Origin of the sequence: Brucella sp., from assembly GCF_032066345.1 — a bacterium.
GTDB lineage: Bacteria > Pseudomonadota > Alphaproteobacteria > Rhizobiales > Rhizobiaceae > Brucella > Brucella pseudogrignonensis.
The window spans coordinates 16,946-37,849 of sequence record NZ_DAMBKZ010000015.1; the positions used below are offsets into that span (position 1 = coordinate 16,946).

Here is a 20,904-nt window from a genome sequence, read left to right on the forward strand (position 1 = left end):
GCTCACGCTCCCGCCTGCTCAGGATACATACGTCCCGGATTAAGAATGTTCTCCGGATCAAACTGATGTTTCAGCCTCTGTGAAAGCGCTGCAAGCGCTGTTGGTTGCGGCTCAAATACGTCCGTATTGGCTCGCACAAATTCCGGTGCGCGTATCAGCGTTGCATGGCCGCCGCCATATTTGGCGATCAGCTTCCGCAGCGTGCCTGCTTCCGGCTCGGCTTCCATCCGCATCCAGATCAAACCACCTTGCCAATCATAATAGGCATCGACGCCTGCATGGCGGCGAAACTCATCAATCATACGCCAGCCTTGCAACGGTGCCATTGATACACGCCAGACCACACGATTATCACCAGCCTGCGCATAGGGCAGCACATCGCGAACTTCTGTCCAGAGCTGTGTCGATTGAGGCTCATCAATCACGTCGATTGCCCCTACCCTGCCTAACAGAGCCTGTAATTGCCTGCTCCGATGTGCGACCGACGGCGCAAAGCCTTCCAGCCTCAGAATGGTTGCGGCTTCCCAGCCGAGCTTGCCGTCGAGAAAGCGATTGGCGACAGTGGGCGGCAAATGAGCGTTTGATGCCACTTCCTCGCGCGATCCCATCGCCATAGCCATGACGCGAGCAGCCTGCTCGTCATCCAGCCCGCGAACAGCAAGCGTCATAGAAGTCTCAGGCTTGGGTAGAACTTTGAATGTAACTTCCGTTGCCACGCCCAGCGTACCCCAGGAATTGGCCATGCCTTTGGAAAGATCGTAACCGGTGACATTCTTGACGACACGCCCACCGGATTTAAACAATTCACCTCGGCCCGAAACCACCCGCACGCCCAGGATATGATCGCGGGCAGCGCCCGCCTTCAACCGACGCGGCCCCGACAGATTGGCAGCCAGCACACCGCCAATTGTGCCACGACCTGCTTCACCGCCAAGCAGTGGACCATAATCCATCGGTTCAAAATGAAAGCACTGTTGGCTTGCCGCCAGCAGTTTTTCGATCTCGGAAACGGGGGTTCCAGCCTTCGCCGAAAGCACCAGCTCATCTGGCTCATAGAGTGTTATGCCTGAAAGCTGCGACACATCCAGAACATGCTCAGCCTGCACCGGGCGACCTATCCCACGCTTTGAGCCGTTGCCGATAATCTCCAGCGGCGTTGACGTGCCGAGTGCCCACTGGACCGCTTCGACGACACCCGATTCATCCTGCGGTATCAAGGTATTTGCATTAGTCATTTTCATAACCACAGATCAGAAACGCGGAAGGTCGGGGAAAGCCAGCTCGCCGCGATGCACATGCATACGACCAAGCTCGGCACAGCGGCGCAATTGCGGAAAGACCTTGCCGGGATTGAGCAGGTGCTTGGCATCAAACGCACATTTCACACGCATCTGCTGGTCGAGATCTATTTCGTTGAACATCTCTGGCATGAGATCGCGCTTTTCGATACCCACGCCATGCTCGCCCGTCAGCACGCCGCCAACCTTCACGCAAAGACGTAAGATGTCGGCGCCGAAATCTTCAGCAGCCTCCAGCTCTCCGGGAATATTTGCATCATAGAGGATAAGTGGATGCAGATTGCCATCACCCGCATGAAACACATTAGCGACCCGAAGCCCGTATTTTTCGGATAACTCGCGCATTCCGGACAAAACGCGCGGCAGTTCTTTGCGTGGAATGGTCCCATCCATACAGAGATAATCCGGCGAAATGCGCCCCACCGCCGGGAAAGCAGCTTTACGACCCGCCCAGAAAGCCAGCCGCTGTTCTTCCGACTGCGAAAGAATGCAGGTGGTCGAGCCATTCTTAAGCGCAATGCTCTCGACCGCTCCGATCAAATGGTCAACTTCAATCGGCGGCCCATCGAGTTCGACGATCAGCAGTGCCTCGACATCAAGCGGATAGCCAACACGAACAAAGTCTTCGGCTGCGCGAATGGCAGGCCGGTCCATCATTTCCATGCCACCCGGAATGATCCCTGCGCCGATAATATCGGCCACGCACCGGCCCGCCTGCTCACTTGATGGAAAGCCGACCATGACAGCACGCGCGGTTTCAGGCTTCTGCAGAATACGAACGGTGATTTCCGTCACCACCCCAAGCAGACCTTCCGAGCCGGTCATCAGCCCCAGAAGATCATAACCTTCGCTATCCAGATGCTTGCCGCCAAGGCGCAGGACTTCGCCAGTTATCAGCACCATTTCAATGCCAAGCACGTTGTTGGCGGTGAGACCATATTTCAGGCAATGCACGCCACCAGCATTCTCCGCAACATTTCCGCCTATTGAGCAGGCAATCTGCGAGGATGGATCAGGCGCATAGTAAAAACCTTCATGCTCAACAGCTTTTGTAATGCCGAGATTCGTTACCCCCGGCTGTACGACTGCAACGCGATTGGGATAATCGATTTCGAGAATACGATTGAAGCGCGACATGCCAAGCAGCACAGCATCAGCCAGCGGCATCGAACCGCCGGACAGCGATGTGCCAGCTCCGCGCGGCACCACGCGAATACCATTGTCATGACAATAGCGCAGAACATCTGAGACTTGATCGACGGTTTCGGGCAGGACAACGACCAGCGGCAGAGAACGATGTGCTGTCAGCCCATCGCTTTCAAACACACGCATCGCATTAACAGTATCGACAACGCCCTCACCCGGCACGATATTGCGCAAGTCGGCAACGATGCTAGCCCGTCTTTGCAAGACGGCCGCATCCGGCTCCGGCATGACCAATCCGCTCATATATTCCTCCGCCTCCCAGCGACTTCACATAGCTGGTAAACTAATTTTACCAATCTTGGCTATGGCGAAACAGTTTTGACACTGCGGCATAATCGCCTTGCGATCCCGACGAGGCCTCGGCTAGATGGGGTCAGCACATAAAGCTGTCGGGGAGGGTTTGAAACTATCATGATGAGCAGTCTGGCCGATATGGAGATTTTCGCACGCGTTGTCGCAACCGGCAGTATGTCTGCAGCAGCGCGTGATCTCGGCCTGTCGCCTGCTGTGGTTTCCAAGCGGCTCGGTCGGCTTGAAGAGCGGCTTGGCACCCGCTTGCTCCAACGTACGACGCGTCAGATTGCACTCACCGAAGCAGGCCAAGGCTATCATGAGCGCGTTCTTGGCATTCTCGGCAATATCGAAGAAGCGGAGGCCTTTGTCGCCCGCCGGTCAGCCGATGCGCGCGGGACGCTGAAAATCTCCGCTCCCACCACTTTCGGACGTATGCATATCGCGCCTTATCTGGTGCCATTCATGCGCGCCAATTCCGACCTCACCGTCAATATGCAGCTTTCAGACGAAATGGTCGATATTGTCGGTGACGGTTATGATCTCGCCATCCGGATTGGCGAATTATCCGACTCAACGCTTGTGGCCCGCCGTCTCGCACCTGTGCGCAGAATTCTCGCGGCATCCCCGCATTATATTGCAGAACGTGGCACACCGCAGACGATCGAAGATCTCGCCGATCATATCTGCCTCGCACCGCACAACAACGATCCATGGCGGCTTGAAGGTCCAAAGGGACCAATAACAATTCGCCCCGTCGGACCGCTCCAGACCAATTCAAGCGAAATGGTGCGCGAGGCAGTGCTGGCCGGTCTTGGAATTGCACAGCGTTCAACCTGGGACATCGGCCCTGAGCTCGCAGAAGGCAGGCTGGTGCAGGTTCTGCCGGAATACGCCGCATCGCGAAATGTCGCCATCCACGCGGTTTACCCCTCCAAACAGTTCCTGCCCGCTAAAGTGCGACTTTTCATAGACTATCTGGCAGATCTTTATGGACCAGTGCCTTACTGGGAGAGCGGCAGTTCTCCACAAGGCATGTCTAAATAATAGACGGGGACGGCACGATTGCGTAATAAAGCGCCCGTCGCGTGATCGCGACAGCGTTTGCCGTTCGCCAAACAATATTAAGGAATGACAATGAACACAGTACCCCGCCTGATTTTCGCACTCGTCGTGGCCGTTATCGTCGGTTGCGGCTTCATGTATTATGACAAGTCGCGCGGCGCTGAATGGGTTGTTTCCCCGCAGCAGATCGAACAGGCAAAGTCCGAAGGCAAAACTGGATTTGAAAGCCGCCCCGGCACCGTCACTGTTCTTCCAATCCGCAGCGAAACCGCAGACGTCCTGCCCTTCAAATGGGCGATGTATGGCCTCGTTGCTGGTATTGTTGTTTTCGTTTCTGGCCGCAAGCGCAAGAAGGCCTGATAACAGGCCTAACTCTTTATAAACCCCGGAAGCAACGTTTCCGGGGTTTTTATTTATCAACTGTAGAGACCCGTTGCCCGCCCGACGGCTTAGGGATAATTTGCAGCCATGACGGAGGCAGCAGACGGCATGGCCGAGACAATTTTTTCCCGCATTCATGCAAGCCGCACGGCGGATGATGTTGTGCACCAGATTGAGAGTTTGATTCTCGAGGGTGTTCTGCGCGGCGGCGACCGTCTGCCCGGCGAACGCGAGCTTGCGCGACAACTCGATATATCTCGCCCGATCCTGCGCGATGCGCTCAAACGACTTGAAAATGCTGGCCTTCTCACTTCCCGTCACGGCGGCGGAACCTTTGTGGCCGATGTCATCGGTCAGGTTTTCAGCGCCCCTGTTGTGAAGCTTTTCGGCGAACATCGAAAAGCGACGACCGACTATCTCGAATATCGCCGTGAGATTGAAAGCGTGGCTGCCGAATATGCGGCGCTGCGTGCAACCTCCGCTGACAAGGCACTCCTCGCGGAAATCATGACCGCTATGGAAGACGCCAACAGCGCTAGCGATCTTGATAAGGGTGCGCAGCTCGATGTCGAGTTTCACAATGCGATTGGTGAAGCAGCCCACAATATCGTGCTGCTGCACACTTTGCGTTCCTGCTATCAGCTGCTGAAAGATGGCGTTTTCTACAATCGCAGTCTTATTTACAGCTATCCCGGTGTCGCTGACATGCTGCTGTCACAGCATCGCGCCATTTACGACGCCGTTATTGCTGGCAACCCGCAAGCAGCGCGCGAAGCGGTGCAGAAGCATATCCGCTTCGTCGAACAAGCCACCCACGACCGTGAGTTGAACGATGAGCGCGAGCGCGTATCACGACTGCGCTACCGCCAGCGCGCCGGAAAAGAAGTGAAAGAAGGCAGTGATCTATGAGTGGCGTTACACTAAAGGACGCGAAAGGGCCGGAAGGCATTCGGCTTTATGCCATTGGCGATGTGCATGGTCGCCTTGATCTCTTGCAGGATATGCATGGTCTGATCCATGCAGATATTGATCGCAACCCAACGCATGACTGGCGCATCATTCACCTTGGTGACTATATCGACCGGGGACCGGATTCTAAAGGTGTACTGGATTTTCTGATCCACTCATCAACACATGATCCCCGCATTCTCTCGCTGATTGGCAATCATGACGATGGCTTTCTGCGCTATCTGGCGACCGGCGATACGAACGGCATTTTTGCGCTTCATGGCGGCAGCGACACCGCCCGATCATACGGCGTTGAGGTCGATTATACGGACCCGGCGTCGGCTACAGCAGGATACAGGCAGCTCGTGGACAACGTTCCGCAAGCGCATGTCGACTACATACGCTCAATGCCATCTTCAGTGAGCTTTGGTGATTTCTTCTTCTGCCATGCTGGTGTGAACCCGGCAGTTTCTCTCGACACGCAGGATCGTGACGATCTGATGTGGATCAGGACACTGTTTCTGAAATGGACTGATCCGCTGGAAAAGGTCATCATCCACGGACATACGCCGCAGAGCGCAATCGATGTTCAACCGAACCGGGTCAACCTCGATACCTATGCCTGGAAAAGCGGAAAGCTGTCAGCCATCGTGATCGATGGCCTAGAAAAGCGTTTTCTGGAAGCGACTGGTCCCGCCGCTAAATCTGTAATTTAACGCGCGCTGGAAATGCCGTAGCCGTCGGTGGAGGTCATGCTGTTACCGGCATCGACGGTGAAAATGCCAACTGCCATGAACACGATCGCAGAAATCATCAGGACGGTGAGGAGTGCGGCATGCTTAGCGGTCATGGTCGAAAACTCTTTCGAGGTTATCGGGGGAAACGATGAACCGAGCTTTCCTAATAGCCAAGGCTTGCACCTTGCCTGATCACTGACCGCCCGGAAGTTGGCTTCAGTTACACCTGAAAAAAGTTACCCGCAACTGAACGAACGAACTACAATTGTCGCTTTCTGAGGGAAAAACCTAAATGGTTTTGCCCTGTGGCAAAGTCGCAACGCCTTATTAGCTCAGAGTGTTGTTTGCAGGCAACTTTTTAGCGATTGCTATCGATAAGACTGGCCCAGGCGCGCGCCAAAGCGGCCCCAGCCTTGTCAGCTACAACGCCCGATTGCCGGAGATTAACCGGAAGCTCTGTCGCCCACTTAGAATCAAATTCGGCGATCATATCGCTGAGCGTTTCACTCCATTCAACGACCAGTTTGGTGTCGGCCTCAAAATGAAACTGCGTGCCATAAGTTGCACGCCCGATGCGATAGGCCTGATGAGCGGTCATATCGCTGACCGCCATATGAATGGCATCCTCCGGCAAGGAAAATGTATCCCGGTGCCAGTGGAAAATAGGGAAAGCTGAACCTGCCGCAGACAGGACAGGATCGCTCTGCCCCTGCTCCGTCAGCCGTACCTCATGCCAGCCAAATTCCATCGGGCGGTCAAGGATATTTTCGCCACCATAGGCGCGTGCGACGAGCTGACTGCCAAGACAGATACCAAGCACAGCCTTGTCTTTATCGCCAAAGGCCCGAATAAGATTGAGCAGATCAGGGAAATAAGGATAATCGCCGTCGGCAAGCGCGTTCTGCTCGCCACCAAGCACGATCAGGGCCTCATGCTCACTGTCATCCGCGGGAAGCGTATCGCGATTATAGGCATGCCTGACATCGATTGTATGCCCCGCTTCAATCAGGATCGGCTCAATCTGCCCCAGTCCTGAATCGGGATAATTCTGAACGACCAACACGCTCATTTCTCAGACCCCAAGCTTTTGCTTATAGCATTTCCAGCAAAAGTGCGAAGCGGCTTTGCGTCGGATAATGCGCAAAAACAAACAGTTACAGCGGTTCCAACGATTCATTCTGAACTGGAACCGCGGTAAAAAGAGCTACCATAAAAAAAGCCCGGACAACAAGCCGGGCTTTCACTTGATTGGTTTGTTCGATTGATCAATTGACCACAGACACGCTGACGGTGCGGCCTGCAACAAGATGAACACCCTGCGGCACATCTTCGAGCTTCACACGCACAGGAACGCGCTGCGCCAGGCGCACCCAGTTAAATGTCGGTGAAACATTGGCCAGAAGGCTTGTTGAATCGCTGCGTTCACGATCTTCGATACCGCCAGCGATACCCTCGACCTGCCCCTTAAGCTTCAGTTTGCTGCCCATCACGTCGATCACAACCGGATCGCCGATATTAATGCGTTCAAGCTTGTTTTCCTCAAAGTAACCCGAGACGTAAAACGAGTCCGTATCGACCAGCGCCGTGACTGCGGAACCGGTAGTTACATAATCGCCAGGCTGAAGCGAGAAATTGGTGATGACACCATTTACAGGCGCCTTGACAGACGAACGTTCCAGATTGAGCGATGCGAGATCATGGTCGAGTTCGGCCAGACGATAGGTGGCCTCGGCCTGCATCGTCGTGGTCTCGATCTGCTCCATCTTCTGCTGCGTAACCGTGGTGTCATTCAGCTTGCGATAGCGGGTAAGATCACGATTGGCCATATCGAGTGCAGCCTTGCTGCTGGCAAGCTTTGCTTCTGCCTGCTGCAATGCAAGCTTGTAGCGTGCCTGATCGATGCGGAAAATCACGTCACCCTGTTTGATGTCTTGATTGTCGTGCACCAGAACCTCGCTCACCAGACCCGAAACATCGGGAGCAAGACGCACCACATCGGCGCGGATCTTGCCGTCGCGTGTCCACGGCGCGTTCATATAATAATCCCAGAGATGCCAGCCGAGAAGCCCTGCCATTGTGACCATGACGAGGGTTAGGAAGACCCGGCCCGAATGTGCAAAAAGCTTCTTCATAGTGGTATTCCATTTACGATGACGGCGCTTGCGCCAAGAATGCAGAAGTACATGGCGGCATCAAAAAGAGGCCTGTGCCATACAAAACGGTAAAAACGGGCGCGTGCGAGCAATCGCTGCATCAACGAGTTCGCGAAATAGGCGCCCAGTGCCAGAACCGCGAGGCTCGGCAGATAGATTCCATAGATGTCGAATTCCGGTCTCATGACTCTAAAATTTCCATTCTGTGAACGTGTCTCAGGCAGCCTGCGGCAGTTCCAGTTGCGGCTGTGGCGGCAACTGGAAAGGCGGCGCCTTCGGGAAGAGGTTGAAGCGCAGGGCGACCAGCGCCAGACGTGGTCTTTTGGCGATTGCTGGCGATCCATGATCAATGATCACCGCGATAGCGTGATCGATGGCCGCAAGAAGCCGCTCGTCAATATCGATACGCGTTTCAGCCTTCTTGTTGCGCAGAAGCGCGCGATAGTGAGCACCAATGCCGTCGAGCACCCTATCGACTGCTTCACGGCAAGGTTCAGGCAGCTTCGTCCGATATTGCTGGAGATCGATCGTATTCATACCATTGCGCAGATCACGCAGCAGATCGACCTTGGCGATATCCGCTGACGGGATCAGAGCCAGTCGCGGCGTCATCATGCCGATGCGATCAATCATTCTGAGCAGCAAGCGGTTCATGCGCTGACGACGATGGCGACCCGGCTTGCGTTCAGTTGCAAGAGCAAGATCATTCCAGCCTGCTTTAACCAGACGCTGCACTGTCCATTCAGCACCCACCGAACGAACAATCGACGTTACGACCGCTGCAATCACAATACCCAGAACAGTCGCTAGATTGGCATTGGCAAAGCTTACAAAATCATGCGTGAGATGGCCTTGCAGCATCAGCATGTTTGGCAAGTTCACGCAAAGCACCATGCCAAGCAGGAATTGCGATGGGATTGCCAAGAGCAATCCTGCGGGGACGAGAAACAGGCCCAGGACCAGCACCAGCGGGAAGAAGCCATCAACCAGCGGCAGAAGTGCAAACTCAAAAACGAAGGCTGCAACAATTACGATCAGCAGCAACCAGCCGAACTTGCGCATGACCGGAACCGGATCATCCATCGCTGCAAAGATACAGCAGAAGATACCAGCCATCATCGCAGCCGCACTGCCCTGCGACCAACCGGTAGCAATCCAGAATGCAGTTGCAACACCGGTCGATACGAATGCGCCAAAGCCCGAAAGAATGGCCATGCCATAATCTCTGTGCTGCGGGCGGCTTTTCAGATGGGCATCATAACGACGCCAGCGAAGCGAATGACGGGAGCCGGAAACGATGTCCTGACGCAGCGTAATACAGTCGCTCCAGATCTGCACCAGATCTCTCACGCGTGCTGCAACATTGAATGGCAGCAGTTCGCCCCAAGTGTGGGCGTCTTTGCCAAACCGGTCGATCTCATCGATATAGCTCAGCAAAACTGCACGGCGCTGCTCGGTGAGGTTCTCTCCGCTTTCGATCCAGTCGCAGGCTTCATCCAACAATTTCTGCACCGCCGGATGCCATGGCTTTTGCCCTTCACCGGGCTTGAGAACCAAGACGTCATGCAGGCTCGAAATGATCGGTAAAACGGCCACCATGCGCTGCTGAAGAACATGCAGAAGTGTTCCGACATTGCGGATCGATGACGTATCATAAGCCACATGCGTCGTCAGATTGCGCAGCTCCAACGCGTCGGCTGCAAGCCGCTGACGATCACGGCGAAATTCCGGGCTATCGCCCTCTCCGCGTAATGTCTCAAGTGCAAGCTTGGAACCATCGCGCAACCAATTGTCGATACGAGCCATAAGGACCGGACCGCTATGGCGTGGGAATACCAGTCGGTTGACCACCGCCGCACAGATGATGCCGATCGCAATTTCTTCAACGCGGCCCACCGCATAATCAAACGTGGTTTCAGGAACCGAAACCACCGCAAAGCTCGCAATAGCTACGGTATAGCCAGCCAGCATGAAAAGATAACTGCGCGGCGTTCCATCGAGCAGGCTGATCGCCAGACAAAGCCCCATCCACAGACCGATGGCCAATGTCAGAATCTCAGGCGAATTGACCAGATGCGGGACGAATAAAATCGTAACAGCGCCACCAATGATCGTGCCGATCAGCCGATAAAAGCCTTTGGAAGTCGTGGCACCAGAAAGCGGATGCGCCACAATATAGACAGCCGCAACCGACCAATAAGGATTGGGCAGGTTAGCCATCAGGGCGATCCACAATGCAAGCATTGCTGCCGCAAAGGTCTTCAGCGAGAAGACCACGTCCCAAAAGCGCGGCGATGTTTCAACGGGCTTCATCATCGGTATTACAAGTTACAAATATCAATCAGATTTCATGCAAAGCCTTCCCGATCAGGAAGACTGGTTCTGGAATTTTTCGCTGAGACGGCGCAGCACATCGATTGCTACATCGACAGCTTCTGGATCGAGATCACCCAAAAATGCAGCGCGCAGACGAGCTGCAGTCTTGTCGACTTTTGACGCAAGCGTCCGCCCTTCGTCGGTCAGCTGAATGAGCTTCACCCGGCGGTCCGTATCATCGGCGATGCGGCGGATCAGGTTTTCCTTCTCCAGCTCGTCTACGACACGGACAATCGTTGCGCCTTCAATGCCAACTCTTTCCGCCAGCACACCCTGCGGAATGCAGTCACCGTGCCGCAGGAGCGTCATGAGCGGTATGGCTTTAGCATCAGAAAGACTATGCTCTGCCATTGCTGCATCAAAAGCTTTACGCCACCCTCGCGCATTAGCGGAGAGCAGCGGTGCAAATTCGACCCAAGCCTGTTTCATCACTTAAATTCCATTCAAATAGATAGCTTCATATCTATATGGATACAATCTAGTTCATTGCAACTTGTATCTTCATCCCATCAAAAAATCGTGTGAGCACATACTCGGTTTGTACAATACAACCAAAAAGCTTGACCATTGGCCTGCGCCTCTGCCATCGATGCGATCATGCGCGCAAATTATAAAATGCAACGAATTTATATCGAGACGGACCTTGGCGACGGCGTAAGTGTGGAAGCGCCGACGCAGGCCGCCCATTATCTTACGCATGTGCTTCGTTTGAAGGAAGGTGATGTAGTTCTCGCCTTTAATGGACAGGATGGCGAATGGAAGGTCAGACTGCGCCCCGAAGGCAAGAAGCGGCTCTTTCTGGAAGCAGTCGAGCAAACCCGCGCACAGCCAGCCCCTTGTGATCTGATCTATTGCTTTGCACCACTAAAACAGGGTCGACTTGATTATATGGTGCAAAAAGCCGTGGAAATGGGCGCTGGCGTTCTGCAGCCCGTCGTCACACAACATACGCAAGTTCCCAAGCTTGGCACCGACCGCATCAAAGCCAATGCGATTGAAGCCGCCGAACAATGCGGCGTGCTTGCCATCCCCGAATGTCGCGACGCGATACGTTTTGACCGCTTTCTTGAGCAGTGGGATCAGTCGCGACGCCTCATCTTCTGCGATGAAGGCCATGAGACCGATGATCCACTGACCCTTTTGAGCAGTCTTAGGCCCGGCCCTTATGCGGTGCTAATCGGGCCAGAAGGCGGGTTTTCGGAAGGCGAGCGCCAGCAATTGCGCAGCCTGCCTTTCGTCACAGCGATACCGCTCGGCCCTCGCATTCTGCGTGCTGATACGGCGGCCGTTGCGGCGCTTACGCTCGTGCAAGCGATATTGGGCGACTGGAGAACATGAGCATGATTTTAAGAAAATCCAATCATCAATGAAATTGACTTGCGTGATTTGACAAATTTGTCCAATCACGCTGACAAAGAGAAATTCGACTAGGGACACTATAAATGGCGCGCGACACGACCGATGAAACAGCACTGACCGGTGTTGAAGAACTCGCAGCCTATCTTGCCGAAGGTAGCAAACCGAAGGATGCGTGGCGCATCGGCACCGAACACGAGAAATTTCCTTTCTACGTCGCGGATAACAGCCCTGTTCCCTACGAAGGTCCCAGCGGAATCAAGGCCATTCTCGAAGGCATGAAGGCCAAGCTTGGCTGGGAGCCGATCATCGATGAAGGCAATATTATTGGCCTCGTTGAGCCAACCGGACAGGGTGCGATTTCGCTTGAACCGGGTGGCCAGTTCGAGCTGTCTGGCGCGCCGCTTTCGTCCATCCACCAGACGTGCCGCGAAGTGAATGCACATCTCTCGCAGGTACGCGAAATCGCGGAGCCGCTCGGCATTCGTTTCCTTGGCCTTGGCGGCAGCCCTAAATGGACGCTGGCTGAGACGCCGGTCATGCCGAAATCGCGCTATAAGATCATGAGCAACTACATGCCGAAAGTCGGGCATGAAGGCCTCGACATGATGTACCGCACCTCGACCGTTCAGGTTAATCTCGACTTTAGCTCCGAAACCGATATGCGCCGCAAGATGCAGGTCTCGATGAAGCTCCAGTCGATTGCGACAGCGCTTTTCTCCAGCTCACCTTTCACCGAAGGCAAGCCGAACAATCTTCTGTCCTGGCGCTCCAACATCTGGCGCGACACCGACAACCAGCGGTCGGGCGTTTTGCCTTTCGTCTTTTCGGAAAACTTCGGCTTCATCGATTATGTCGAATGGGCGCTCGACGTTCCGATGTACTTCATCCTGCGCGACGGTCGTTATCACGACTGCACGCATGTCACCTTCCGCCAGTTCATGAATGGCGCATTGAAGGGCGAAGTCAGCGATCCGGTTCCAAATATGGGCGATTGGACCAATCATCTTTCTACGCTGTTCCCTGAAGTGCGTCTCAAGCGCTTCCTCGAAATGCGTGGCGCTGATGGTGGTCCATGGCGTCGCATCTGCGCTCTGCCCGCTTACTGGGTTGGTCTGCTATATGACGACGAAGCACTCAGCGCCGCCGAAGATCTGACCAAAGACTGGACCTATGAAGAGGTTCTGGCGCTACGCAACGATGTGCCTGCAAAAGCTCTGAATGCATCATTCCGCGGCAAGCCGGTGGCGCAGATTGCACGCAAGACGCTGGAGATTTCCCGTCTTGGTCTTCTGAACCGCAAGCAGCTCAATGGCGACGGCTTTGACGAAACCCATTTCTTAGCACCGCTCGAAGAAATCGTCGCAGCAGGTATCACCGATGCCGAACGTATGCTCAAAGCCTATAACAGCGTTTGGGCAGGCTCGGTCGAACCGATCTTCCTTGAATACGCTTACTAAGCCTTCAAATCAGTCGAGCTAATCTTCGACCGTAACCAGCGATGCGCCGGGTCACTTTCCCGGCGCTTATGCCATATCTGCACAAAAGGTATTGGTGGCAGGGCCACAGGCGCAGGCAGGACAACCAGATTATCATCCGGCGGCAGGTTCTTGAGCCCGCCCCGCGCGATGGTCAAGATGAGGTCTGTGTCGGCAATCAGCTGTGGTGCCACGCCCCAATGCGGAACCACCACGGCAATGTGCCGTGTATGCCCTGCAAGCCTCAAGCTTTCATCGATCTCCGTTGTTGCATCTCCACGCACCGCCACCAATGCATGAGGGCGTGCGAAATAAGTCTCAATGTCGAATTCGCGACCTTTAAGACTTCGGCGATCAAGCAGACAGACATATTCGTCTTGCATGATGATATCTGCTGCAATTTGCGCTGGCAGATGCGGAAAGACACCAAAGCCCAGATCAATCTCGCCATCCAGAATGCGCGCGATCATGCCTTCGCGACTGAATTGACTGACCGCAAGATCTATCCCCGGTGCGTCCTTCCGCAATTCGCGCACCAACCCCGGCAGCAGGATACTGCCGCCATAATCCGACATGGAAAGATGAAAGCGATACTGTGTTGTTGCCCGGTCAAATCCCTGCGGCCCAAGTACCGCGCGAACACCCGTCAGAACCTCCGTCAGCGGCTTTGCAATTTCCATTGCCTTGAGCGTTGGTACCAGCCCCGCGCCTTCACGGACAAGTAGTGGATCATCAAGCAGATCGCGCAGACGCGCCAGCGCGTGGCTGACTGCTGGCTGGCTCATATTGAGCCGTATAGCCGCACGGGAGACGTGCCGCTCCGTCAGAAGCACATCCAGAATGACGAGCAAATTTAGATCAACATTTCTTAGATTATTCGTCTGATGCATATATGTCTCGACAATCTGAATTTCACATTCACCAAACATATAACTAGATCGGAGCTAAAGGAATAGACGAAAGGACCTTCCATGCAGGCTCAGGGATCACTTACATTTCTCGTCGCTGCCCTCATCGCCGGTGCGGTGGTGCCATTTCAGGCCGGTGCCAATGCGGCTCTTGGCCGAGCGCTTGGCCACCCACTTTGGGCAACTATCGTTTCGCTGATTGTCAGCATCATCTGCGTGCTGCCGGTTTTGCTGGCTATGAAAGTGTCCCTACCCACTTTCACCGGTCTTTCGGGACAGCCTAAATGGATATGGATCGGCGGGGTTGCGGGCGTGCTTTATATCACCGCCGCCATTCTGCTTGCACCAAAGCTTGGCGCAGCCGGTTTCATGACTGCGGTGATTGCCGGGCAACTGATCGCCTCTGTGCTGATCGATTATTTCGGCATCATGGGATTTGTATCAAAAGAAATCACGCCATCCCGGATGATCGGCGTCCTGCTCGTCGCCATTGGCGTCATCGTCATGCAGGGGCCATCCCTATGGCGCGGAATGCAGGCACTGGCCGCATCCGGACAGCGCTAAAACCAAAGGAACGCGAAATGAATACTCAATCAACCCAACAATCATTCACTCTTGGCGAAGGGGCTGTCCCTGTGCAAATCCGCTTTGCCCGACCAACGGATAAATTCAATGAAGTGGTCGCTTTCTATCGTGATGGTCTTGGGCTGCCGCAACTTGGTGCCTTTGAAGCACACGCCGGATATAATGGTATCATGCTGGGCCTACCCGGAAAGAGTGTGCATCTTGAATTCACCGAACATGAAGCAGGCAGTCCTTGCCGGGCTCCGTCGGAGGATAATCTGCTGGTGATTTATATAACCGACGAGGCGGCTTATGATCGTTTGAACAAACGGATGCAGGATGGAGGCTATGCGCCTGTGGAGCCAGAAAATCCATATTGGCTCAACCGCAGTTTCACCTATGAGGACCCGGACGGCTGGCGTGTGGTGGTCTGCAAAGAAACAGGTATTTAACGCGCATTCCGAAAAGTGCGAAGCGGTTTTCGGAATGCGCTAGACTCACTTCAAATAAGCAAAAGGCGCGGAAATCCGCGCCTTTTGTTCGTTAAGCAGAAACCTGCGTTCCCTTGCTCGGATCAGGGATAACGACAATCGTACTGCCATCGCGCACGTTGTTGTAAAGGTCGATGACATCCTGATTGAGCAGTCGGATACAGCCCGACGATACCGCCTTGCCGATGCTCCATTCTTCCGACGAGCCGTGAAGACGATAGATCGTGTCTCGCCCATCCTTGTGGATATATAGCGCGCGGGCACCAAGCGGATTCTTCAGGCCCGGAGGCATACCGCCATTGGCAATGCTATAAGGTTGAAGCGCAGGCTGGCGCGCAACCATTTCATCCGGCGGCGTCCAGCGTGGCCACTGACGCTTATAAGCAATAATCGCTCGCCCTGCCCACGAGAAACCATCGCGCCCTACACCGATGCCGTAACGCATGGCGCGGCCATTGCTGCGCACATGATAGAGATATTTGTTCGGCGTATCGACTATGACGGTGCCGACCTTCTCACTGGTCGGATAATCGACTTCCTGCCGCCAGAATTTCGGATCGACTTTGGCAACATTCACCGCAGGGAGCGGAAACTGCTCATAGGGCATTGCCTCATACATTGGCGGCACGGCGCGCACCGGTGCAGGCGCGGCAGCAACTTTAGCAGGCGTGGCCTGCTGGGCCGTTGAAACGCAACCCGAAAGTGCGACAGCACTCGCACCGATCAGAAATGCACGGCGGCTTGTGACACCCTTGGGCAGCAGCGGCACACCACTGCCTTCAGAAAATTTACGCGACATCCAAAAACTCTTTCATTTGCACGACTTGAAGCCACATGCCTTCCCACTACGAATGCATGTCAGCGAATGTGTGCCGAGAAAGAAGAGACCAAACTTAAGTGAGCCTTAAGAAAACAACGTAATCTGCAACTTACGCGTTATCTTGAGTGATGATGAAGCGATCAAAGGGCCTGTGTTGCTAAAATAACGATCCCTGGCCGCCTGGACCAGACGATGGCGCCTTGCGCGTCGCGCCTTTCGGTGATGCTGTCTCAGGACCATGTCCCGCCATTGCCGAAACATCTCCATCACGGAAGCGGATCGATAAAGCGTCGCCCTCAGAAACACTTGCGGCCAGTTTGACCGGCTTTCCATCGGCATCAAAAACAACCGCAAAGCCGCGATCAAGAACACTTTCATAAGACAGTGTCCGCATCAGGCGTTCCAATTCCTGACCACGCCTTTTTGTGCGCTCAAACAGGATATTAATCGCCTGATCACGACGTCGATCAAGTTGTTCGATTGCGCTTTTCGCAAGTGTCGTACGCCGTAATAAAGGCTCTGGCGTCAGCCGGTCGGAACGTCTTGCAAACAAGGTACGGCGTTCGCGCAAAAACGCTTCAAGCGCACGCGGCAGGCGTTGTCCGAGCAGCTTCATGTGACGCTTCTGTTCCTCGAACCCACGTTGCAGCAAGCGCGGCGACAACTGACGTGCGCGACCCTCAAAATGAACACGCTTCTTTTGTGTATTCACAAACAAGGCCCGCGTTAGCCGCGAAGCGGCTTCATCAAAACGGCGCCGTGGCAATGCCAGCAACTGATCGGCCGAAGGCAATGCCCGGCTCGCCGCACGATGCGCCTGACGCTTCAGGTCAATAAACCGCGACATGGCAGACGCCAGACGCGCCGATTGCGTTGCAACAGTTGCAACCAGATCGGCTTTGACCGGCACAGCCATTTCAGCCGCACCAGTCGGCGTTGGCGCGCGCACATCGGCAGCCAGATCAATCAGCGTCCAATCCGTTTCATGGCCGACAGCCGAAATCACCGGAATATGCGAAGCCGCAACAGCCCGCACGACAATCTCATCATTGAAGCCCCAGAGGTCTTCAAGACTGCCCCCGCCACGCGCCACAATCAACACATCGGGACGAGTAATCGCGCCGTCATCAGTCAGCGCGTTGAAACCTTCCACCGCTGCAGCCACTTCCGCTCCGCTTGTCTCGCCCTGCACACGCACCGGCCAGACAATCACGTGCAGCGGATAACGATCCGAAATGCGGTGAATAATATCGCGGATTACCGCCCCTGTTGGCGATGTGACAACACCAATAACCCGCGGCATGAAAGGCAATAGTTGCTTGGCCGCCGGATCAAACAGGCCTTCGGCGGCCAGCCTGCGCTTGCGCTCTTCAAGCAGTGCCATCAGCGCGCCAGCGCCCGCAGGCTCCATCTGTTCGATGACGATTTGATATTTGGAAGAGCCCGGATAAGTCGTCAGTTTGCCCGTAGCAATGACTTCCATCCCCTCTTCAGGGCGGAAGCGTAAACGCCCCATCGATCCACGCCAAATCACAGCCTCAAGCCGCGACCGGTCATCCTTCAATGCAAAATAGGCATGCCCCGACGAATGCGGACCACGATAGCCGGAAATCTCGCCGCGCACGCGCACATGCGAAAACGTATCCTCGACCGTACGCTTCAAAGCGCCGGAAATCTCGGAAACGCTGTATTCCGCTACATTTGAAGCGGTACCGCTTGGTATAGAATCGGAACCCATGCTCATCCCATCATAGGCACCCAGCGACCCCCTCCGGTCAACTGGTCAAGACGTCACCCTGTATCTTATGCACCATCACCAGCCAGGCAACAATTCGTTGCTGCGCACGCGCCGCGTCCGAATGGACGGAAAGGCTGCAATTTCAGCCGAAGAAAGTGCAGCCGGTGCCGGCGATGAGATATTATCAAGACTTTCAATGATATGCTGCGCCAGCGCGTCAACAATCGCGTTCTGCTTGGTATGTCCACGCATGATGCCAATGCCAAATTCCAGCAGGGTGCCAAAGCCATCCGCTTCACCCAAAACACGCATTCCAGGCCGTAGCGCACACTCCGGCAAGACCGAAACCGCAAGCCCCGAAAGAACGGCTGCTGCCAAAACAGTCGCAGACCAGCTCGTAATAATAATCCTGTAATCGCGTTCTACCTGTTCCAGAACATCGATCGCTGCGTGGCGCCAGATGCAAGTCGGTCGTCCGACAGCGAGCGGAAGCACCGCTTCTTCATGTACCGCGTGATTGGCCGACGTCACCCACAAAAGCGGCTCGGTGCGCACAACTTCAGACCGGCGCTTATCATCGCACTGCGTCACAAGAGCGATGTCGAGCGTTCCACGACGGATCATTTCATCAAGATTAACTGTCGGCTCGCAAACAACCGAAAGTTCGACACGCGGGTTAGACCGCGCAAAACGTGCCATGATTTCAGGCAGAAACCGATCTGCATAATCGTCGGGCGTGCCGATACGCACATGGCCTTCCAGTTGCGTATCATCAAAGGCCGCGATGGTTTCGCCATTCAGTAACAACATGCGGCGCGCATAAAGCAGCAGCCTTTCGCCGTCTTCGGTCAGGCGATTGATGCGTCCATCACGTTCAAAGAGTGACTTTCCGATACGTTCCTCAAGGCGGCGCATCTGCATGGAAACCGCAGATTGTGTTTTAAAAACAGCGTCCGCCGCTTTGGTGAAACTACCTGTATCGGCAATGGCAATGAAGGTCTGCAACTGGTCCAGATCCAAAGGCGCACTCATCAAAACCATCCATCACTATTATTGAACTGTTACATTAAAAACATTCGTTGGAACAATCAATTCCATTATTGGATAAAGCCGGTGTCGCAGAGAATGGAGACGCGAAAGCGAATGACCTGACGATAGAAACAATTTGACGAAGCGCGCTTAAAGGAGAGCGGCAATGACAGCGATAAGCAAGACCACCATGACACATTTACCGGCTTCGAGCACACTGACCTCCGTGCTCAAGCAAGTGGTAAAATCCGTGTTTACGTCGGTTATGCGTCGCTGGACGCTATTCCGAAACCGGCGCCATGTGCTTCATCTCAATGAACTCGATAGTTACTTGCTCAAGGATATCGGGCTTCAGAGTGGAGACCTCTACACGGCTGTTCACAAACGCAGCGCGGAAGATCCGACGCGCGTTCTGGCCGCCCTTGCAGATGCACGCTTGCGCGTGGAGGCGACCCGCCACATCTGTTGATTGACATCTGGCAGGCGCCACCTTCACAGGCCGGGTCCCCTCTCGGCCAGCCTGCTCCTTGCCCGGCCGCACCTCTGCTGCCGGGCTTTTTTTATGCGCGCACTTGGCAATTTGCGATGCAAAGCCAATACTTTTCGGGCGCAACAAAGAAATAGCAGAATTTGCCACATTTTTTAAAAGAAGGGCTTGCGCTCATCGTTTGAGTTCGCTAGATGGTGGCCACCGACGAACGAAGCAACAGCTTCCGTCGAAATCACGCCTCAGAAACAACACTGATACGTGACCCTGCTGGGGAATAGGTTAACGGTAGACCCACGGACTCTGACTCCGTTAGTCCTGGTTCGAATCCAGGTTCCCCAGCCATTCGATTTCATTAGGTTTTTCCAGATTTTAGACTAGATCTTGAGCTGTTTCGGTTTGTAAAATGTGCAAACCACAATTTTTTATCCGTATAACTCACTGTTTTTGTTATCGTGTTATCTCAGAACAACGGTACATTTTCCAAACCTTTTGGCATCAGTTGCTTGCCACCGCTTTTGCGTAGCATTATTTCATCGATCTGACCGTGACTGAAAATAGGCGGAAAGCGGACAAAGGCTCCCAGACTTAGCCTTATCTCTCAATCATCTTAGGTGACCTGCATCCCAGGCACATTCAGCGATGTACGGTAGGCCGTCGGCGAGATTCCGATGATACGCTTGAAGGCATTGCTGAACGCACTTTCGGATGTGTAGCCAAGCGACCGGGCAACGCTTGCTACGGGCGTCTTTTCTTCGCGAAGCGCGCGTTCGGCCAGCCGCATGCGCCATTCGGTCAGATACGTCAGCGGGGCGACGCCAGCGACGTTGCGGAAATGGAGTGCGAAAGACGTCCGCGACATCGCGCATGAACGGGCGAGTTCCTCCAAATGCCATGAGCGGTCTGGGTGACTATGCATAAGGCGCAACGCCGGCGCGACACGCGGATCGGCCAGCGCCCGCAGCCAGCCTGGGGGCATGTGGCTCGATGAGTTCAAATGCGAGCGTAATATCTGAATGAATAGCAGTTGCGTGAGCTGCGCCGAGGCAAGCTGCGAACCATGCAGCGCTGTATCCTTTTCGACCACCAGTCTGTCAATCAGCCAACGGAAGGTCGCCGTCTCCGGCGCCGCTGCGCGTGAATGGATCCACACGGGCAGGATTTCTGACAGCAGCCGGCCGCGCGTTGGATCAACCGTCACATGGCCGCCGATATAGGAAAATGCATCGCCTTTACCGAGCTTGACTGTCGTACAATCCGGCGCGGAAAACAGGCTCATTGCATCGATAGGTCCAACGCCGGGACGGTTCGTCACCACAAAAGACCGCCGCGCCGCAAGCAGACCAACATCGCCTGTCTCGAACAAGATCGGTTCCGGTTCTCCTTCGAGAAGCAACCAACAACTTCCCGTCACAATGGCAAAGAACTTGATCTTGTCCTTGGCGGGAAAGCTGATTGCCCAGTCGTCGCAGCCGGCGCTGAACCCGCCAGTCATGACCGCCTCGGCGCTGGTCAGCCGCAGAATATCGGAAAAGGGATCAATGCTCATTTCCGTACTATCGCGCAAGCAATACGGAC

The 20,904-nt window shown here is 54.7% G+C and carries 22 protein-coding genes and 1 tRNA gene; 10 read left to right on the forward strand and 13 right to left on the reverse strand.

Annotated features, from left to right (window positions below):
- Window positions 1-2: 2 nt before the first annotated feature.
- A complete protein-coding gene (gene glcE, locus RT142_RS17355; protein ID WP_313030225.1) occupies window positions 3-1,235 on the reverse strand; it encodes a glycolate oxidase subunit GlcE in 1,233 nt (410 codons plus the stop codon).
- A gap of 15 nt (window positions 1,236-1,250) precedes the next feature.
- A complete protein-coding gene (locus RT142_RS17360) occupies window positions 1,251-2,747 on the reverse strand; it encodes an FAD-linked oxidase C-terminal domain-containing protein (protein WP_313030228.1) in 1,497 nt (498 codons plus the stop codon).
- Window positions 2,748-2,915: 168 nt separating this feature from the next.
- On the opposite strand from RT142_RS17360, the gene RT142_RS17365 reads away from it, so the two are divergent.
- From RT142_RS17365 to RT142_RS17380, 4 genes are all read left to right on the forward strand, one after another.
- Window positions 2,916-3,842 (forward strand): LysR family transcriptional regulator, encoded by a 927-nt coding sequence (locus tag RT142_RS17365; RefSeq protein ID WP_007878004.1) that lies wholly within the window; start codon window positions 2,916-2,918, stop codon window positions 3,840-3,842.
- Between the two features lie 90 nt (window positions 3,843-3,932).
- Complete coding sequence (locus RT142_RS17370) at window positions 3,933-4,220, forward strand: hypothetical protein (RefSeq protein ID WP_064321168.1); 288 nt, start codon at window positions 3,933-3,935, stop codon at window positions 4,218-4,220.
- 129 nt (window positions 4,221-4,349) lie between these two features.
- Window positions 4,350-5,150, forward strand: a complete 801-nt coding sequence (locus RT142_RS17375; protein ID WP_105520157.1) for an FCD domain-containing protein — start codon at window positions 4,350-4,352, stop codon at window positions 5,148-5,150.
- Window positions 5,147-5,905 carry a metallophosphoesterase gene (locus tag RT142_RS17380; RefSeq protein WP_105519966.1) on the forward strand — a complete coding sequence of 253 codons (759 nt, stop codon included), beginning with the start codon at window positions 5,147-5,149 and terminating at the stop codon, window positions 5,903-5,905. Before RT142_RS17375 ends, RT142_RS17380 begins: the two co-directional genes overlap by 4 nt.
- On the opposite strand, the gene RT142_RS17385 is transcribed toward RT142_RS17380, so the two are convergent.
- The 6 genes from RT142_RS17385 to RT142_RS17410 form a co-directional block, all read right to left on the reverse strand.
- Entirely contained in the window at window positions 5,902-6,039 is a 138-nt protein-coding gene (locus tag RT142_RS17385; RefSeq protein WP_007877997.1) for a hypothetical protein, read from the reverse strand. The genes RT142_RS17380 and RT142_RS17385 overlap by 4 nt on opposite strands.
- A gap of 245 nt (window positions 6,040-6,284) precedes the next feature.
- Window positions 6,285-6,995, reverse strand: coding sequence for a type 1 glutamine amidotransferase (locus tag RT142_RS17390; protein ID WP_105519967.1), 711 nt, complete (start codon window positions 6,993-6,995; stop codon window positions 6,285-6,287).
- A 196-nt stretch (window positions 6,996-7,191) separates the two neighbouring features.
- Complete coding sequence (locus RT142_RS17395; protein WP_313030234.1) at window positions 7,192-8,058, reverse strand: HlyD family secretion protein; 867 nt, start codon at window positions 8,056-8,058, stop codon at window positions 7,192-7,194.
- Window positions 8,055-8,264 (reverse strand): DUF1656 domain-containing protein, encoded by a 210-nt coding sequence (locus tag RT142_RS17400; RefSeq protein ID WP_007877994.1) that lies wholly within the window; start codon window positions 8,262-8,264, stop codon window positions 8,055-8,057. Before RT142_RS17400 ends, RT142_RS17395 begins: the two co-directional genes overlap by 4 nt.
- Window positions 8,265-8,295: 31 nt before the next feature.
- Window positions 8,296-10,395: an FUSC family protein gene (locus tag RT142_RS17405; protein ID WP_113159571.1), complete on the reverse strand. Its 2,100-nt coding sequence runs from the start codon at window positions 10,393-10,395 to the stop codon at window positions 8,296-8,298.
- Window positions 10,396-10,446: 51 nt separating this feature from the next.
- Window positions 10,447-10,884, reverse strand: coding sequence for a MarR family winged helix-turn-helix transcriptional regulator (locus RT142_RS17410; protein ID WP_007877992.1), 438 nt, complete (start codon window positions 10,882-10,884; stop codon window positions 10,447-10,449).
- 168 nt (window positions 10,885-11,052) lie between these two features.
- Between RT142_RS17410 and RT142_RS17415 the strand changes: the two genes are divergently transcribed.
- Window positions 11,053-11,793 carry a 16S rRNA (uracil(1498)-N(3))-methyltransferase gene (locus RT142_RS17415; protein WP_313030237.1) on the forward strand — a complete coding sequence of 247 codons (741 nt, stop codon included), beginning with the start codon at window positions 11,053-11,055 and terminating at the stop codon, window positions 11,791-11,793.
- 104 nt (window positions 11,794-11,897) lie between these two features.
- Complete coding sequence (locus RT142_RS17420) at window positions 11,898-13,271, forward strand: glutamate--cysteine ligase (RefSeq protein ID WP_313030239.1); 1,374 nt, start codon at window positions 11,898-11,900, stop codon at window positions 13,269-13,271.
- On the opposite strand, the gene RT142_RS17425 is transcribed toward RT142_RS17420, so the two are convergent.
- Window positions 13,268-14,179, reverse strand: a complete 912-nt coding sequence (locus tag RT142_RS17425; protein ID WP_313030241.1) for a LysR family transcriptional regulator — start codon at window positions 14,177-14,179, stop codon at window positions 13,268-13,270. The two genes, RT142_RS17420 and RT142_RS17425, sit on opposite strands and share 4 nt — an antisense overlap.
- An 81-nt stretch (window positions 14,180-14,260) precedes the next feature.
- Here RT142_RS17425 and RT142_RS17430 point away from each other — a divergent pair, with 81 nt between their 5' ends.
- Complete coding sequence (locus RT142_RS17430; protein ID WP_313030245.1) at window positions 14,261-14,761, forward strand: DMT family transporter; 501 nt, start codon at window positions 14,261-14,263, stop codon at window positions 14,759-14,761.
- Between the two features lie 17 nt (window positions 14,762-14,778).
- Window positions 14,779-15,213, forward strand: coding sequence for a VOC family protein (locus tag RT142_RS17435; protein WP_051063966.1), 435 nt, complete (start codon window positions 14,779-14,781; stop codon window positions 15,211-15,213).
- A gap of 91 nt (window positions 15,214-15,304) precedes the next feature.
- Here RT142_RS17435 and RT142_RS17440 read toward each other — a convergent pair whose 3' ends face one another.
- The 3 genes from RT142_RS17440 to RT142_RS17450 form a co-directional block, all read right to left on the reverse strand.
- A complete protein-coding gene (locus RT142_RS17440) occupies window positions 15,305-16,051 on the reverse strand; it encodes a L,D-transpeptidase (RefSeq protein WP_007877982.1) in 747 nt (248 codons plus the stop codon).
- A gap of 178 nt (window positions 16,052-16,229) precedes the next feature.
- Window positions 16,230-17,810: an exodeoxyribonuclease VII large subunit gene (gene xseA / locus RT142_RS17445; RefSeq protein WP_313030250.1), complete on the reverse strand. Its 1,581-nt coding sequence runs from the start codon at window positions 17,808-17,810 to the stop codon at window positions 16,230-16,232.
- 75 nt (window positions 17,811-17,885) lie between these two features.
- Window positions 17,886-18,842, reverse strand: coding sequence for a LysR substrate-binding domain-containing protein (locus RT142_RS17450; protein WP_313030252.1), 957 nt, complete (start codon window positions 18,840-18,842; stop codon window positions 17,886-17,888).
- A gap of 163 nt (window positions 18,843-19,005) precedes the next feature.
- On the opposite strand from RT142_RS17450, the gene RT142_RS17455 reads away from it, so the two are divergent.
- Window positions 19,006-19,308 carry a DUF1127 domain-containing protein gene (locus tag RT142_RS17455; RefSeq protein WP_007877979.1) on the forward strand — a complete coding sequence of 101 codons (303 nt, stop codon included), beginning with the start codon at window positions 19,006-19,008 and terminating at the stop codon, window positions 19,306-19,308.
- A gap of 289 nt (window positions 19,309-19,597) precedes the next feature.
- A tRNA-Gln gene (locus tag RT142_RS17460) sits at window positions 19,598-19,671 on the forward strand.
- Between the two features lie 265 nt (window positions 19,672-19,936).
- Here the strand turns inward: RT142_RS17460 and RT142_RS17465 are convergent.
- Complete coding sequence (locus RT142_RS17465; RefSeq protein WP_313030256.1) at window positions 19,937-20,875, reverse strand: AraC family transcriptional regulator; 939 nt, start codon at window positions 20,873-20,875, stop codon at window positions 19,937-19,939.
- Between the last annotated feature and the right edge of the window lie 29 nt (window positions 20,876-20,904).